Origin of the sequence: Sphingomonas canadensis, from assembly GCF_026013525.1 — a bacterium.
Lineage (GTDB): Bacteria > Pseudomonadota > Alphaproteobacteria > Sphingomonadales > Sphingomonadaceae > Sphingomonas > Sphingomonas canadensis.
The window spans coordinates 422034-436850 of the sequence record NZ_JAPDRA010000001.1 but is presented as its reverse complement, the minus strand read 5'-3'; the positions used below and the strand labels follow the sequence as shown (position 1 = coordinate 436850).

The window sequence follows — 14817 nt, the reverse complement described above, 5'->3', positions numbered from 1 at the left end:
ATCTGCGGTTGCGGAACGGCGCGAGCGCCCACGTGTCAGTGCGGATCACGCACCGGCGCTTGGCGCCGCGCCGAACCTCAATCCGTTCGGCGACCTCGTCGTGCTGCAGCATCTTTCCGCGCGGCTCGCCAAGGCGCTCCGGGTCGTGTTCGAAGGTCTCGCGCGGCGGCCGCTGCGCTGCTGGGCGGAGCCCGTGGCGGTGCAGCGCTTCGCCGACTATCGCGCGGAGCGCGGCAACGCCCTGACCGCCTGGCAGCCGCTGGCCGCCGGCAGCGCACGCGCACGCGCGCATGTGGTGCTCGACGGGCGCCATGTGTTCGAGCTGCTCGACTGTTTCTTCGGCGGCGAGGGGGAAGCCCCGCAGCCGCTGCCCGCCGAATTCACCCCGGCCGCGGAAACGCTGGTCGCGCGCATCGGCCAGGCGATCGTGGCGCCGCTCGATTCCGCCTGGGAGCCCGTCGCGCGCATCGCCTTCCGCGCGATCGAGGGCCATGCCGGCAATGTTCCCGAGGCCGGCGGCGACGAGCCGGTGGTCGTCACCCGCTTCGGCGTGGCGCAGGGCGAGCAGAAGCCGGTGTGGGTGGACATCGTCTACCCCGTGTCCGCACTGAAGCCGCACGCCGCCTCGCTCACCGCCAAGGTCCATGATTCCTCCACCGATGTGGAGCCCGCCTGGCGCAGCGGCCTGACCCGCGCCGTGATGGGCGTCACCTTCCCGGTCCGTTCGGTGCTGGCCGAGCCGGTGGTCTCGCTCGGCCGCCTGCTCGACCTGAAGGCCGGTGACGTGATCCCGATCGAATTCGGCCCCGAGGTTCCGGTGATGGTCGCCCAGCGGCGGCTGGGCACCGGCCTGGTGGGCACCGCAAACGGCCGCGCGGCCGTCCGCCTGACATCGCTCGAACCCCTGGATGCTGAGGATCTGAAATGAACGACATGACCGGAGGATTCCCCGTGGACGCCGCGGTGGCCGCCAACTTCCGGCTGCTTCAGGACGTCGACGTCAAGCTGACGGTCGAGATCGGCTCGACCCGCCTCACGCTGCGCGAGCTGCTCGCGCTGGGCGAGGCAAGCGTGATCGAGCTGGACCGCGACGCCAACGAGCTGCTCGACGTGTTCGTCAACGGCACGCTGATCGGCCGCGGCGAGGTGGTGACCGTGGGCGACAAGTTCGGCGTGCGCCTTACCGAGCTGGTGAGCCCCGACAAGCGGACCGCCGCGAAATGATGTGGTCCTACATCCTCAAGCTGGTGATCCTGCTGCCGCTCGTCTGCGGCCTGCTGATCGGCTGCCTCTATGCCTGGCGCAAGCTTGAGGCGCGGCTGCCGAAGAACCAGGGCGAGCGGATGGTGCAGGTGAAGGAGACGATGATGCTCTCCCCCGGCCTGCGCCTGGCGGTGATCGATTTCGAGGGCCGCCGCCTGCTCGTATCGGTCAGCCGCACCGGCGTTACGCTCGTCGACAAGGCGGGGGGATGATGCGCGCCATGGTTCCCAGCGGGCGCCGCCTGTTCGGCGGGCGCATGGCGCTGCTGATCGGCCTGCTGGCCTTCGCGCTGCTGTTCGCCTTCCCGGTGCTGGCGCAGGGCGCCGGTGCCGCGCCCGCCGCCGCTCCGGCGGCCCAGGCGGCGCAGTCCGTGCCCGCCGTGCCGGGCGCGGGCGACGCGATCGATCGCGCATTGGGCGATCTGGGCGGCGGCGATGCCCCGCTCAGCCTGTCGCTCCAGGTCCTCATCATCATGGGCCTGCTCACGGTGCTGCCGGGCATCCTGCTGATGATGACCAGCTTCACCCGGATCATCATCGTGCTGGCGGTGCTGCGCCAGGCGCTGGGATTGCAGCAATCGCCGCCCAACCAGGTGCTGATCGGGCTGTCGCTGTTCCTCAGCTTCTTCGTGATGGCGCCGGTGATCACCGACATGAACGCCAACGCGATCCAGCCCTATGCCGAGAACAAGATCGGCGCGACCGAGATGATAAAGCAGGCCGGCCGCCCGCTGCACGCCTTCATGCTGAAGCAGACCCGGTCGAAGGACCTGAAGATGTTCGCCGACATGGCGAAGACCGGCCCGATCGCCGAGCCCAAGGACACGCCCTATTCGGTACTGCTCCCGGCCTTTGTGACGAGCGAGCTGAAGACCGCGTTCCAGATCGGCTTCCTGATCTTCCTGCCCTTCATCGTCATCGATCTGGTGGTTGCGACGGTGCTGATGAGCCTGGGCATGATGATGATGTCGCCCACCATCATCTCGCTCCCCTTCAAGCTGCTGTTGTTCGTGCTCGTCGACGGATGGGCGCTGACGATGGGCAGCCTCGCCTCCAGCTTTGTGACGTGACGCCATGGACGCAGAATATTTCCTTTCCGTCGGCCGCGAGGCGATCTGGGTGCTGGCGCTGGCCAGCGCGCCGATCGTGATCCCGGCGCTGCTCGCCGGCCTGATCCTGGGCATGGTGCAGGCGGCGACATCGATCCAGGAGCAGACGCTTACCTTCGTTCCCAAGCTGATCGTCACGGGCTTCAGCCTGGTGATCTTCGGCGGCATGATCATCGGGCTGCTGGGCGATTTCACCACCAGCATCTTCGAACGCATCCCCGAGATCGTCCGCTAGCCGCATGATGGGCTTCGGCCTCTCGATCGAGCCGCAGCTCTGGACGCTGCTGTTCGCGATGGTGCGCATCGGCGCGGCGTTCATCGCCGCGCCGGTGTTCGGCGCCGTCGCGGTGCCGGTGCATGTGCGCATCGCGCTGTCCGGCGCGATCGGGATCATGGTGATCAACGTCGCGCCGATCACGCCGCCGGGCGAGATCTTCTCGATCGCCACCATCCTGGGCGTGGTGGCGGAGGCGCTGATCGGGCTCGCGCTCGGCTTTGTGCTGCAGGTGGCCTTCGCCGCGCCGATGGTGGCGAGCGAGGTGATCGGCATGAGCATGGGGCTGGGCTTCGCCAACGCGATCGATCCCACCAGCGGCCATCCCACCCCCGCGCTGGGCCAGTTCCTGTCGATCCTGATGACGCTGCTGTTCCTGGGCGTCGACGGGCATCTGGTGCTCGTCGATCTGGTGGTGCGCAGCTATGAGGTGATGCCGCCGGGCGCGTGGATCACGCCGCAGCGGCTGCTCGATATCGCGATGTTCGGGGGCTATGCCTTTCTGGCCGGGCTGCTGCTGGCGCTGCCGGTCGGCTTCCTGCTGCTGTGCCTCAACATCGTCGTCGGCATGCTCAGCCGCGCCGCCCCGGCGCTCAACCTGTTCGCGGTCGGCCTGCCCGCCAGCCTGGCGGTGGGCGTGGTGGCGCTGATCGTCGCGCTGCCGGCGATGGGCGACTATCTGTTCGTGATCATCCGCGAGGCGCTCGACGCCGCGCCACGGCTGGTGCTCGGCTGATGGCGGACGAATTCGGCGAAAAGACAGAAGCACCAACACCGCGGCGCAAACAGAAAGCCGCGGAAGAAGGCCAACTGCTGCGCTCGCGCGATTTCGGTGCGGCGCTGGTGGTGATGGCGGGATGCGGCTGGATGGCGCTGCTCGGCCCTTCGCTGATGGGCGCGTGCCGCCAGGTGATGGCCGCCAGCTTCAGCTTCGGCCGCGAGGATATCGAGCATTTCGAGCCGTTTCGCCCGCTGGCCGAGGCGGGGTGGAAGCTCGCGCCCGCGATGGGCATGCTGTTCCTGGTCACCATCGGCGCGTCGATCGCGGGGGCGGCGGCGCTCGGATCCTTCGGCTGGCACGGCAAGGCGATCCAGCCCAAGGGTTCGCGGATCAACCCGGCATCGGGCCTGAAGCGCATCTTTGGCCCCACCGGCTGGATCGAGCTGGGCAAGTCGCTGCTCAAGGTGATTCTGCTCGGCGCGATCGGCTGGTGGATGCTCTCCTCCGCCTCGCGCCAGACGATGGGGCTGGTCAGCTCCGATCTCCACGCCGCGATCGGCGGCATGGGCAGCCAGTTCATCACGCTGATGTTCGCGATGGCCGGCGGCATGCTGCTGATCGCCGGAATCGACGTGCCGATCCAGATATTCCGCCACCTGAGCCAGCTTCGCATGACCAAGCAGGAGGTGAAGGAAGAGCATAAGGAGACCGAGGGTTCGCCCGAGATGAAGTCGCAGCAGCGCCAGCGCGCGCACGAGCTGTCGAAGGGCGGCATGCGCAAGGGCGTGCAATCGGCGCAGGTGGTGATCACCAACCCGACCCATTTCGCGGTCGCGCTGCGCTATGAGGACGGCGACACGGTGCCGGTGGTGGTGGCCAAGGGGCGCGGCGCCACCGCGCTGGCGATCCGCGAGCTGGCGGCCGAATTCTCGGTCCCCGTGCTCGAATATCCGGCGCTGGCCCGCGCGGTCTATTACACCAGCCGCGAGGGGCAGGAGATCCGCGACGACCTGTATCTGGCGGTGGCGACGGTGCTGGCCTTCGTCTTCCGGCTCAACCAGCAGGCGGGCGGCTATCGCCCCGATGGAATTCCTTCCGCGGGGCCGATGCCCGCGGTCGCCGTGCCGGATTCGGCGCTTTTCGACGAAAACGGGCAGAAAATGGCGGGCGCGGGCTAAAGTCCGCGCGCCGCCTGCCGCTTACCGGGACAGAGGTGCACCAATGGCAATCGAATCGGTCGCGAAAACGCTTGGCTCAGGCTCCGGCCTGGATATCTCTGCGCTGGTCAACGGGCTGGTCGACGCGCAGTTCGCGGCGAAGAACAGCGCGCTCGCCAAGCGCGAGGAGACGCTGAGCGCGCAGATCTCGTCCGCGGCGGACATCAAGGCCAGCATCAGCGCGTTCGACACCTCGCTCAAGACGCTGGTGCGCAGCGGATCGCTGTCCAGCGCGCCCACCAGCTCGAACAGCGCGATCGTGAAGGCCAGCGCGCTTCCCGGCGCATCGGTGCAGAACCTCTCCACCACCTTCGAGGTGCGCCGCATCGCCGCCGCCCAGTCGGCGGTGGCCACGGCGGTTTCGGACAAGACGGCGGCGATCGGCACCGGACAGCTCACGCTCACCTTCGGCACCGCCACCGTCGCCAGCAACGCGATGACCGGCTTCACCGCCGGCACCGCCGATCCGGTGACGATCGACATCACCGCATCGAACAACAGCCTTGAGGGCATCCGCGACGCGATCAACGCCAAGAAGGCCGGCGTCACCGCGTCGATCCTGAGCGATTCGGGCGGATACCGGCTGGTGATCAAGGGCGCGACCGGCGCGGCGCAGGCCTTCACCCTCACCGCGACCGAGGATTCGGGCGCGGAGGGGCTGGCCGCGCTGAACATCGGCGTCGGCGCCACCGGCACCTCGGTGACCGCCGCGGCGCAGGACGCGCTGGTCGCGGTGGACGGCGTGCCCGTCACGCGCAGCAGCAACACGATCAGCGACCTGATCACCGGCGTGAAGCTGGAGCTTGTCTCGGCCGCCGAGGGCACCCAGGTGACGCTCGGCTCGCAGACGCCCACCGAGGCGCTGTCGCAGGCGGTGAACGATTTCGTCGGCGCCTATAACGAGCTGCTCGCGAAGCTGCGCACCGCCACCGATCCGATCACCGGCCCGCTGCGCAGCGATGCGTCCGCGCGATCGATGCTCGTCTCGCTGCGCGGGCTTTCGGTGAAGGAGCTGGTGAGCGATTCGACCGGCAAGCTGCCGACCACGCTCGCCGCGATCGGCGTGGCCACCAATCGCGACGGCACGCTGCGCGTCGATCAGGCGCGGCTGGCCTCGTCGCTGACCAACTATCCCACCACGGTGGAGGCGATGTTCCGCACCAGCGGCGCGCTGCCCACCGCGCTGACCAACATCACGCTGGCGGCGACCAGCACCGTATCCGGCCTGGGCGCCAGCGAGGCGCGCTATACCGCCGCCAAGACCGCGATCGCCGACGACAAGAAGAAGGCGGAGACCGCCGCCGAATCGATGCGCACGCGGATGACGCGCCAGTTCGCCGGCATGGACGCCGCCGTCGCGGCCTATAAGTCGACCCAGACCTTCCTCGAGAACCAGGTCAAGGCCTGGAACAGCAGCAACTGATCGCGATGCGCTACGCAACTGCCCCCAACGGCGACCCGCTCGCCACCTATCGCCAGATCCACGCCGCGGGCCGGGTGGGCGCGGCCGATCCGCACGCGCTGGTCGCGCTGCTCTACGAAGAGGCTTCGGCGGCGCTGCGCGCGGCGGCCTGGGCTGCGGAGAACCGCAAGCTGGAGGTGCGCAGCGAGCGCGTGTCGCGCGCGGTGACGCTGTTGTTCGCGCTCGAATCCGGGCTGGATTTCGAACGCGGCGGAGACGTCTCGCGCACGCTCGCTACCTTCTATCACGGGCTGCGCCAGCAGATCCTGAAGGCCAGCATCGGCACCAATCCGGCGCCCTTCCGCGACGCCGCCGCCAGCCTGGACGAGATCGCCGGCGCCTGGTCCAGCGTGCGCGCGGCGAGCTGAACCGGGGCTCGCCGGTCTTTGGCGGCATCGGCGCCGGCCCGCTCCCCCACCCGGCCACCCAACACCAGTCTATTCTATGGGTGGCCGGGTGGGGGCGCGGCCCGGCACCGTCTGCTAAGACGCGCGCGCCCTACCCGCCCCAGCGTTCCAGCACGGCCTCGGCCGTCGTTTCCTCGGCGGGCGCGGCCTGGGCGGGGGTCGCGGAGAAGCGCGGGGCCGGCATCGGCTGGATCGGTCCGCCCAGCGGGGTGCCGAAATTGTCGCGCGCCCGGTTGTGCGGATGCGACGGCGCCTCGGACAGCGAGAGTACCGGGGTGACGCACGCCTCGGTCCCTTCGAAATGCGCGGCCCAGTCGTCGCGCGATCGCGCGGCGAAGGCGGCGGCGAAGCTTTCGGTCATGTCGGGCCAGGTCGCGCGGTCATATTGGCGGAAGCTGCCCAGCGGGAGCTGAAGCCCGGCGCACAGCGCCTCGAAACACGGCGGCTCCAGCGCGCCCACCGCGACATGGCGCCCGTCGGCGCAGGCATAGCAGCGATAGAAGGGCGCCCCGCCGTCGATCAGGTTCGATGTGCGCGTGTCGGCCCATCGCCCGCTGCCGTGCAGCGCGTAATAGACGGTCATCAGCGCCGCCGTGCCGTCCACCTGCGCGGCTTCCACCACCTGCCCGCGCCCGGTGGCCTGCGCGGCCAGGATCGCGGAGACCAGCCCCAGCGCCAGGAACATCGCGCCCCCGGCATATTCGCCCAGCAGGTTCAGCGGCACCGCCGGCATCGAAGCGCCGCCGATCGCGTGCAGCGCGCCGGTGATCGCCAGATGGTTGAGATCGTTCCCCGCGGTGCCCGAGAGCGGCCCTTCCTGCCCCCAGCCGCTGACCCGCGCATAGACGAGCCGCGGATTGACCGCGAGGCAGCGCGAGGGATCGAGCCCGATCTGTTCGGCCACGCCCTTGCGAAAGCCCTCGATAACCCCGTCGGCGTGCGCGATCAGCGACAGCGCGCGTTCGCGCCCCGCCACGCTGGTGAGGTTGAGCGGCACCTCGCTGCGCCCGCGATAGAGCATCGGGGCGATCATGCTGCCGTCCGGCCCCTCGCGCCGGATGCGCACCACATCCGCGCCCATGTCTGCCAGCAGCATCGCGGCAAAGGGCGCCGGCCCCGCCGAATCGAACTCCACGATCCGAACCCCCGCCAGCGGTCCGTGACGTACCTCAACCATTGCAGCGACATCCCCCCGATCGACGTGCAGGCGCCATCCATAGCATCCCGGACGCTGGTGTCGCCCGCGGACTTGCGGTAGCGCGGCGGCATGCGCCAGCCCCATATCGTCGCGATCGGCGGAACCACCCGCGAGGATTCGTCCACCGGCCGCCTGCTCGCCGCCGCGCTGGCGATGGCACAGGCGCGCGGCGCGCGCACCACGCTGATCACCGGCAAGGCGATCGAGTTCCCGCATTACGATCCCTATTCCCCCGCCGGGCCGCAGGACGATCCGCGAATCGCCCATTATCTTGCGGCGCTGCGCGATGCCGATGCCGTGATCGTGGGATCGCCCGGCTATCACGGCACGCTTTCGGGGCTGGTGAAGACCGCGCTCGATTACATCGAGCAGTTGCGCGGCGACGATCGCGTCTATCTGGACGGGCTGCCGGTCGGGCTGATCGCCACCGCGGCGGGATGGCAGGCGGCGGTCTCCACGCTCCAGGCGCTGCGCACGATCGTCCACGCGCTGCGCGGCTGGCCGACGCCGATGGGGCTTGCGGTCAACACGATGCAGGGCGATCCGCAGGCCGCGTGCGGCGATGCGATGGCGGTGATGATCGACCAGATCTTCGCCTTCGTCGAACGCCGCCCGGCGCCCGCGCGCGATTGAGGGCTGGTTGCCGCGCGCTTAACCGAATCGTGAGGGGTTTCCCCTAGCTTCCCTGCTCGAACGGAGCGGGACTCGGATGGATCAGGCGATCGGCAGCAACGCATGGCGCGCGCAACGCACGGTGCGCTCGATCCTGGCGGTCGACGACAGCCGCACCAACCTGAACCTGCTGGCGCACCGGCTGGGCCACCTCGGTTATCTGGTGGTGCTGAGCAACAGCGGGGCCGAGGCGATGGACCTCATTTCCGCGCGCGGTTTCGATCTCGTGCTGCTCGACATGGTGATGCCGGAGGTTTCGGGCCTGCACGTGCTGGCCGAGATCCGCAGCGCGCCCGATACCGGAGACCTGCCCGTGATCATGATCACCGGCTGTGGCGATCCCGCCGCCGCGGTGGAGGCGCTTCAGGCCGGCGCGGACGATTACGTCACCAAGCCCTTCACCTTCGAGCTGCTGGCCGCGCGCATCGAGCGGACGCTGACGCGCGCCGACCGGGTGGAGGCGCTCAAGCGTTCCAACCTGGCGCTCGACGCCCGCATCGCCGCGCGCGCGATGGAGCTGGGCGAGGTGCGCACGGAACTGGCGGCCACCCGCGCCGATCGCGGCCGGCTGCTCGCCTCGGTCCGCTCGCTCAACGACGAGCTCGCCCGGCTCCAGCGCTGGTAGGCCGCGGCTTCTCCGCGCTTAGCGGAACCAGTGCCGCCCCACGAAATAGCCGGTAACCCCCAGCGCGATCGCGACGCAGAACAGGGTCTCGCCCCAGAAGGCCCAGGGCTCGTGCGCGAAGGGGATGCCCGCCACGTTCATTCCCAGCAGGCCGGTGACGAAGGTGAGCGGCAGGAACACCATCGCCACGATCGCGATGATCAGGCTGCGCTGGTCGATCTGTTCGGTGCGCAGGTCGGTCAGCGTTTCGTGGGTCAGCGCGGCGCGTTCGCGGATGCTCTCCAGCTCCTCGGCCATGCGCGCGGCGCGATCGGCGGCGGCGCCCAGCTTCAGCCGGTCGTCGTCGCGCAGCCATTTGCCGGGCAGCAGCGCCAGCTTCTCCAGCGCCGCGCGCTGGGGGTTCAGGAAGCGGCGGTATCCGATCGCCTGGCTGCGCACCTGGTTGACGAGCCGGCGGAGCTGAAAGGCGCGGGCGTTGCCGATCCGCGTCTCGCACGCATCCAGCGAATCGCCCAGCTTCGCCACCATCGGGTCCAGCTCCTCGGTGATCTCGTCGGCGATCGCGGCGATAAGGTCGCCGGGATCATGGATCTCTCCCACCGCCAGATCGGCGCAGACCCGGTCCATCGCGTTCAGCGGATTGCGCGTCACGGAGAATACCCGCCCATGCCGCGCATGGATGCGCACCGATGCGAGCGGATCCGACGCGGTGAGCTGTTCGGAGGACAGCCCGCGCAGGTTGATCACCGCGCCATCCTCCACCGCGTCGCAGCGCGGGCGCGTTTCGGCGGCGGTCAGCGCCTCGATCACGAAGGGCGACAGGTGCGCCTGCTCGTCCAGCCATTGCTGGGCATGTTCGTTGTTGGTCGTCAGATGGACCCAGACCAGGTCGCCGTCGGCCCCGGGCGCCTCCTCCAGCGGAATCTGCCGCGCGGCGCCATCATGCACGATCCAGGCGAAGCCGGTCATCCGCGCACCTCCAGATCGATCGAAAGGCCCGGGCCGGGATCGGCCGGTGGCGCGGCGCAGGCGATCCGCGCCGCATCGCCGCGCGCCCGCGCCAGGATCGCCGCGGGCACGTCTTCGCGATGGAACACCCGGTCGCACACCGCCAGCGCGCGCGCCTGGCGCAGCGTCAGCTCGTCCGGATCGGGGGACGCCAGCGTGAAGCGCACCAGCTCCGGCTCCGGCGCGGCGCCCGCGGCCAGCCATAGCTGCACCGCCTCGGGCGCATGCTCGCGCATCGGGTCCAGCGTGCCGCCCTCGGCCAGCGCCCGGCCCAGCGCGCGGCGGCGGTCGCCATAGTCGGGCCAGCGTTCGCGCGTGGCGGGCTTGGCGTTGCGCAGCGCGCGGGCCAGCGCGCCCAGGCTTTCGGGCAGCATCGCCTCCAGCCGCTGGCGCAGCATCGCCGCCAGCCCGGCCGAGGCGCCGCCCGTGCCCACCGCGATCATCACCGGATCGCGATCGACGATCGCGGGCAGCGTGAAATCGCACAGCTCCGGCCGGTCCACCGCGTTCACCAGCACGCCGCGCGCGCGCAGCCGCTCCGCCACGGGCTCCGCGTCCTCGGCCGCCACGATGGCGATGGCGGCGTCGGCATGCTCGTCCGCCACGATCACGGCGCCTGCGCGTTCGAGCAGCCGCCGCTTGGCCTCCGCCATCTCGCCATCGCCGATCAGGATCACCCGCCGCCCCGCCAGCCGGACGAACAGCGGCAGCGAGTGGAGGCTCATTTCAGCCAGTCCGGCACTTGCTCGGCATCCATGATCGTCTCCGCGGCGATGCGGCTTGCGACGATCGCATAGCGATCGCCCGAAACCAGCACCTCGGGCACCAGCGCGCGGCTGTTGTAGGTGCTGGCCATCGTCGCGCCATAGGCACCGGCGCTGCGCAGCACGATCAGGTCGCCCTGCGCCACCTTGTCCATCACGCGCGCCTTGGCGAAGACGTCGCTCGATTCGCAGACCGGCCCGGCGACGTTGGCGGTGAAGGTCTCGCCCGAGGGGCGCACGGCGGCGACATCGTGCCAGGCGTCATAGATCGCCACGCGCGCCAGATCGTTCATCGCCGCATCCACGATCACCCAGGGGTGGGTGACGCCCGGCTTCACCCACAGCACCTCGGTCACCAGCACGCCGGCGTTGGCGGCGATCACGCGGCCCGGCTCGAACATCAGCTCGACGTCCCAATCCTTCGTGGCGCGGGCCACCATCGCGCCATATTCGGCGGGGCTCGGCGGCGTCTCGCCCTCGCGATAGCTGACGCCCAGCCCGCCGCCCAGATCGACATGCGTCACCTTGTGCCCCGCCGCGCGCAGCTCGCGGATCAGCAGGCCGACGCGATCGAACGCGGCCTCCAGCGGGGCCAGGTCCTTGAGCTGGCTGCCGATGTGCAGCGCCACGCCGCGCAGATCGAGCCCGGGCAGCGGCGCCAGCCGGTCGAAGATCGCGCGCGCCTGATCGATCGGCAGGCCGAACTTGTTCTCCGCCTTGCCGGTGGAGATCTTGGCATGGGTGCCGGCGTCCACGTCCGGGTTGACGCGCAGCACCGCGGGCGCGCGCTTGCCCCGCTCCGCCGCCAGCGCCGCCAGCACGACGCCTTCCTCCTCCAGCTCCAGGTTGAACTGGCCGATGCCCTCGTCCAGGCCCAGCGCCAGCTCCGCGCGGGTCTTGCCCACGCCGGAAAAGACGATGTCCTCCGCCTTCATCCCCGCCGCCAGCGCGCGCTTCAGCTCGCCGCCCGAGACCACGTCGGCGCCCAGCCCCTCGTTGGCAAGCAGGCGCAGCACGCCCAGATTGGGGTTCGCCTTGATCGCGAAGGCCACGCGGGTGCGGCCGGCCTGGGCCACCGCTTCCTTGAACACGCGCGCATGGCGCTGAAGCGTTGCTGTCGAATAGACATAGACGGGGGTACCCACCTCGGCCGCGATGCGCGAGAGGGGGACTTCCTCGGCGTGAAGTTCGCCGCCGGTGATATTGAAATGGTCCATGATGTTCCGGATCAGTTGGGCGGCGGCAGATCGAATTCGTCGCTGCGCCGCTCTTTCGAGCTTTCGATCAGGTCACCGGATCGCGCGGGGCGCGTCTGCGGTGCCGGCTCCAGAAGCTGCTCGGGCGAAGGCGTGGCCCGGGCAGCGGTGGGTTTGACCGGAAGCGACTGGCCGGGCGCGGGGGCCAGATCCTCGCGCGCGCCGCATCCGCCCAGCGAAAGCGCCGCCAGCGCAACCAGCACAGCCCTCATCGCCCTTCCTCCGCCCGTGCGGCGCGTGCCGCCGCGATCGCATCGCGCACCCGCGCGGGTGCCGTCCCGCCGAAGCTGGTACGGCTCGCCACCGACGCATCGACGCTGAGGACGCCGTACACGCCTTCGCCGATCCTGTCGTCGATTCCTTTCAGGGTCTCCAGCGGCAGCTCGTGCAGCCGCACGCCTGCTGCCTCCGCGGCCGCCACGGCGCGGCCGGTGATATGGTGCGCCTCGCGGAAGGGCACGCCCGCCTCGCGCACCAGCCAGTCGGCCAGATCGGTGGCGGTGGCGAAGCCCGATTCGGCCAATGCGCGCATGCGATCGGTGCGGAAGGCCGCGCTTTCCACCATTCCCGTCATCGCCGCGATGGAAAGCCCCAGCAGGTCGTGCGCCTCGAACACCGGCGGCTTGTCGTCCTGCATGTCCTTCGAATAGGCGAGCGGCAGCCCCTTCATCGTCATCATCAGGCTGACCAGGCAGCCCGCGATCCGCCCCGAATGGCCGCGCACCAGCTCGGCGGCGTCGGGATTGCGCTTCTGCGGCATGATCGAGCTGCCGGTGGACCATTGATCCGAAAGCGCGACGAAGCCGAACGGCTGGCTCGCCCACACCACGAATTCCTCGGCCAGCCGGCTGAGGTGCAGGCTGCATTGCGCCGCCGCGGTGAGATATTCGATCGCGAAATCGCGGTCGGACACCGAGTCGAGCGAGTTGCGCGTCGGTCCGTCAAAGCCCAGCGCCGCCGCGGTCGCATGCCGGTCGACCGGGAATCCGGTGCCCGCCAGCGCCGCCGATCCCAGCGGGCACAGGTTCATCCGCGCCCGCGCATCGGCCAGGCGCGAACGATCGCGGCCGAACATCTCGAAATAAGCCATCAGATGGTGGCCCAGAGTCACCGGCTGCGCGCTCTGCAGGTGCGTGAAGCCCGGCATCACGCTCTCCGCATGCTCGTCCGCACGCGCCAGCAGCGCGTCCTGCAACGCGGCCAGCGCCGCCTCCGCCTGGTCGATCGCATCGCGCACCCAAAGGCGGAAATCGGTTGCCACCTGGTCGTTGCGCGAGCGCGCGGTATGCAGCCGCCCCGCCGCCGGGCCGATCGCCTCGGCCAGCCGGCTCTCGGTCACCATATGGATGTCCTCGAGCGTCAGGTCTTCGGGCACGCCGTTCGCGGCGAAATCCGCTGCCACCCGGTCCAGCCCGGCGGAGATCGCGGCGGCATCCGCTGCCGATACGATGCCCTGCGCGCCCAGCATCGCGACATGCGCCTTCGATCCGGCGATATCCTGCTGCCACAATCGCTTGTCGAACGGGATCGATGCGTTAATCTCACGCATCACCGCCGACGGGCCTTCGGCGAAGCGCCCGCCCCACATCTTGTTGCCCCCTTGGGCATTGGAGCCGTCCGTGCGCCCGGTAATCGCCCTTCTCCTGCTTTCCGCGCTGGCAATCGGCGGCTGCGATAGGCAATCGACGCCCCCCCCGCAAGCGAACGTGACGGCGGAGGCTTCCGCTGCGGAAACCAATGCCGCGCCCGCGGTGATCGCCCCCGGCACGATCGATCGCAGCAGCAAGGGCAAGCCCGCGCCGGCGGAGGCATTCCTGAACCCCGCTGGCGCCAAGGTGACGCTCGCCGATTTCAAGGGCAGGCCGCTGCTGGTGAACCTCTGGGCCACCTGGTGCGCGCCCTGCGTGAAGGAGATGCCGACGCTGGACGCGCTGGCGGGCGAGCTTCAGGGCAAGGTCCAGGTGCTGGTGGTGAGCCAGGATCTGAAGGGCGCGGAAAAGGTCGGCCCCTTCTTCGCGGAGCGCAAGTTCGCGCATCTCCAGCCCTATCTGGATCCCGATGGGCTGCTGGGCATCGCCTACAACACCAATCTGCCCACCACCGTGCTCTATGATTCGCAGGGGCGCGAGGTGTGGCGCATGCTGGGCGAGGCCGACTGGACCAGCGCCGACGTGAAGGCGAAGATCGCCGAGGCGAGTTGAGCTATTCGTTCCCGCGGCGGTTGCGCAGGAATGCCGCCGCGCCCGCATAGGTCGTCATCGCCCCGCCGATCACCAGCACCGCCCATCCCCATTGCAGTTGCACGGCGCCGATCGCCGCCTCCGCCAGCCCCTTGAACGGATTGTCCGCAAGATCGGTCTCCATCTGGGCGCGCATCTCGGCCATGCCCTGCTGGAAACGGATGAAGGTGAACGCGAGCAGCGCCAGGCTGGCGGCGCCGGGCCAGAGCACGTGGCGCACCTGGCCGAACAGCGCCAGCGCCGCCGCGACGCCCGCCAGGATCAGGATGAAGATCCCGTCCCCCTTGCCGTTCTGGAAATAGTTCATCTGGCCGACGATCGGCACGCTGATGATCGGCGTGAACACGCCGGCGAACAATAGCGCGGCACCCGCGAGCGCGATCGTCTTCAGGTCCTTCATGCGCATCGTCCCCTGTCGCCGCGCTCAGCTTGCGCGCCGCGCGGCCATACAGTCAACGCCGGAGGGGTTTGCTGCGCGATCCCTATGGGATTGCAAAAGCCTTGATTCGCAGTGGCAGTTTAAGCCGTTGAAAACAATGACAATAGCCGCTGTCATTTCACGAAGTTTGACTCCAAAATTCAGGCACTTTGACTCCGTATTC

General features: G+C 69.5%; 19 protein-coding genes. 12 read left to right on the top strand and 7 right to left on the bottom strand.

Features of this window, described 5'->3' with window-relative positions; all coding sequences use genetic code 11:
• Positions 1 to 100 precede the first annotated feature (100 nt).
• The 9 genes from OM513_RS02070 to OM513_RS02030 are packed head-to-tail and all read left to right on the top strand — an operon-like array spanning position 101 to position 6413.
• A complete protein-coding gene (locus OM513_RS02070; RefSeq protein ID WP_264942482.1) occupies positions 101 to 928 on the top strand; it encodes a flagellar motor switch protein FliM in 828 nt (275 codons plus the stop codon).
• Positions 925 to 1224, top strand: coding sequence for a flagellar motor switch protein FliN (gene fliN, locus OM513_RS02065; protein ID WP_264942481.1), 300 nt, complete (start codon positions 925 to 927; stop codon positions 1222 to 1224). Before OM513_RS02070 ends, fliN begins: the two co-directional genes overlap by 4 nt.
• Positions 1224 to 1475 carry a flagellar biosynthetic protein FliO gene (locus OM513_RS02060; protein ID WP_264942480.1) on the top strand — a complete coding sequence of 84 codons (252 nt, stop codon included), beginning with the start codon at positions 1224 to 1226 and terminating at the stop codon, positions 1473 to 1475. The genes fliN and OM513_RS02060 overlap by 1 nt, the downstream gene beginning before the upstream one ends.
• Positions 1472 to 2332 (top strand): flagellar type III secretion system pore protein FliP, encoded by an 861-nt coding sequence (fliP, locus tag OM513_RS02055; RefSeq protein ID WP_380916242.1) that lies wholly within the window; start codon positions 1472 to 1474, stop codon positions 2330 to 2332. The genes OM513_RS02060 and fliP overlap by 4 nt, the downstream gene beginning before the upstream one ends.
• Before the next feature lie 4 nt (positions 2333 to 2336).
• Entirely contained in the window at positions 2337 to 2606 is a 270-nt protein-coding gene (gene fliQ / locus OM513_RS02050; protein WP_264942479.1) for a flagellar biosynthesis protein FliQ, read from the top strand.
• A gap of 4 nt (positions 2607 to 2610) precedes the next feature.
• Positions 2611 to 3381 (top strand): flagellar biosynthetic protein FliR, encoded by a 771-nt coding sequence (fliR, locus tag OM513_RS02045; protein ID WP_264942478.1) that lies wholly within the window; start codon positions 2611 to 2613, stop codon positions 3379 to 3381.
• Positions 3381 to 4544, top strand: a complete 1164-nt coding sequence (locus OM513_RS02040) for an EscU/YscU/HrcU family type III secretion system export apparatus switch protein (protein WP_264942477.1) — start codon at positions 3381 to 3383, stop codon at positions 4542 to 4544. Before fliR ends, OM513_RS02040 begins: the two co-directional genes overlap by 1 nt.
• Positions 4545 to 4587: 43 nt before the next feature.
• Positions 4588 to 6006 (top strand): flagellar filament capping protein FliD, encoded by a 1419-nt coding sequence (fliD, locus tag OM513_RS02035; protein ID WP_264942476.1) that lies wholly within the window; start codon positions 4588 to 4590, stop codon positions 6004 to 6006.
• Positions 6007 to 6011: 5 nt separating this feature from the next.
• A complete protein-coding gene (locus tag OM513_RS02030) occupies positions 6012 to 6413 on the top strand; it encodes a flagellar export chaperone FliS (protein WP_264942475.1) in 402 nt (133 codons plus the stop codon).
• A gap of 130 nt (positions 6414 to 6543) precedes the next feature.
• Here OM513_RS02030 and OM513_RS02025 read toward each other — a convergent pair whose 3' ends face one another.
• Positions 6544 to 7629: a CaiB/BaiF CoA transferase family protein gene (locus OM513_RS02025; RefSeq protein WP_264942474.1), complete on the bottom strand. Its 1086-nt coding sequence runs from the start codon at positions 7627 to 7629 to the stop codon at positions 6544 to 6546.
• A gap of 90 nt (positions 7630 to 7719) precedes the next feature.
• On the opposite strand from OM513_RS02025, the gene OM513_RS02020 reads away from it, so the two are divergent.
• Positions 7720 to 8283 (top strand): NADPH-dependent FMN reductase, encoded by a 564-nt coding sequence (locus OM513_RS02020; protein WP_264942473.1) that lies wholly within the window; start codon positions 7720 to 7722, stop codon positions 8281 to 8283.
• A gap of 76 nt (positions 8284 to 8359) precedes the next feature.
• Positions 8360 to 8947 carry a response regulator gene (locus tag OM513_RS02015; protein ID WP_264942472.1) on the top strand — a complete coding sequence of 196 codons (588 nt, stop codon included), beginning with the start codon at positions 8360 to 8362 and terminating at the stop codon, positions 8945 to 8947.
• An 18-nt stretch (positions 8948 to 8965) separates the two neighbouring features.
• Here OM513_RS02015 and OM513_RS02010 read toward each other — a convergent pair whose 3' ends face one another.
• Genes OM513_RS02010 through argH form a run of 5 tightly spaced genes read right to left on the bottom strand, consistent with a single transcriptional unit; the run spans position 8966 to position 13563 of the window.
• On the bottom strand, positions 8966 to 9916 hold the full coding sequence (locus OM513_RS02010; RefSeq protein ID WP_264942471.1) for a CorA family divalent cation transporter: 951 nt from the start codon (positions 9914 to 9916) through the stop codon (positions 8966 to 8968).
• Complete coding sequence (locus OM513_RS02005) at positions 9913 to 10680, bottom strand: precorrin-2 dehydrogenase/sirohydrochlorin ferrochelatase family protein (RefSeq protein ID WP_264942470.1); 768 nt, start codon at positions 10678 to 10680, stop codon at positions 9913 to 9915. Before OM513_RS02005 ends, OM513_RS02010 begins: the two co-directional genes overlap by 4 nt.
• Positions 10677 to 11936 (bottom strand): diaminopimelate decarboxylase, encoded by a 1260-nt coding sequence (gene lysA, locus OM513_RS02000; protein ID WP_264942469.1) that lies wholly within the window; start codon positions 11934 to 11936, stop codon positions 10677 to 10679. Before lysA ends, OM513_RS02005 begins: the two co-directional genes overlap by 4 nt.
• An 11-nt stretch (positions 11937 to 11947) precedes the next feature.
• Positions 11948 to 12187, bottom strand: a complete 240-nt coding sequence (locus OM513_RS01995; protein ID WP_264942468.1) for a hypothetical protein — start codon at positions 12185 to 12187, stop codon at positions 11948 to 11950.
• Positions 12184 to 13563: an argininosuccinate lyase gene (gene argH / locus OM513_RS01990; RefSeq protein WP_264942467.1), complete on the bottom strand. Its 1380-nt coding sequence runs from the start codon at positions 13561 to 13563 to the stop codon at positions 12184 to 12186. Before argH ends, OM513_RS01995 begins: the two co-directional genes overlap by 4 nt.
• Before the next feature lie 118 nt (positions 13564 to 13681).
• On the opposite strand from argH, the gene OM513_RS01985 reads away from it, so the two are divergent.
• A complete protein-coding gene (locus tag OM513_RS01985; protein WP_319951590.1) occupies positions 13682 to 14176 on the top strand; it encodes a TlpA family protein disulfide reductase in 495 nt (164 codons plus the stop codon).
• A gap of 1 nt (position 14177) precedes the next feature.
• On the opposite strand, the gene OM513_RS01980 is transcribed toward OM513_RS01985, so the two are convergent.
• Positions 14178 to 14615, bottom strand: a complete 438-nt coding sequence (locus OM513_RS01980) for a hypothetical protein (RefSeq protein WP_264942466.1) — start codon at positions 14613 to 14615, stop codon at positions 14178 to 14180.
• Positions 14616 to 14817 lie beyond the last annotated feature (202 nt).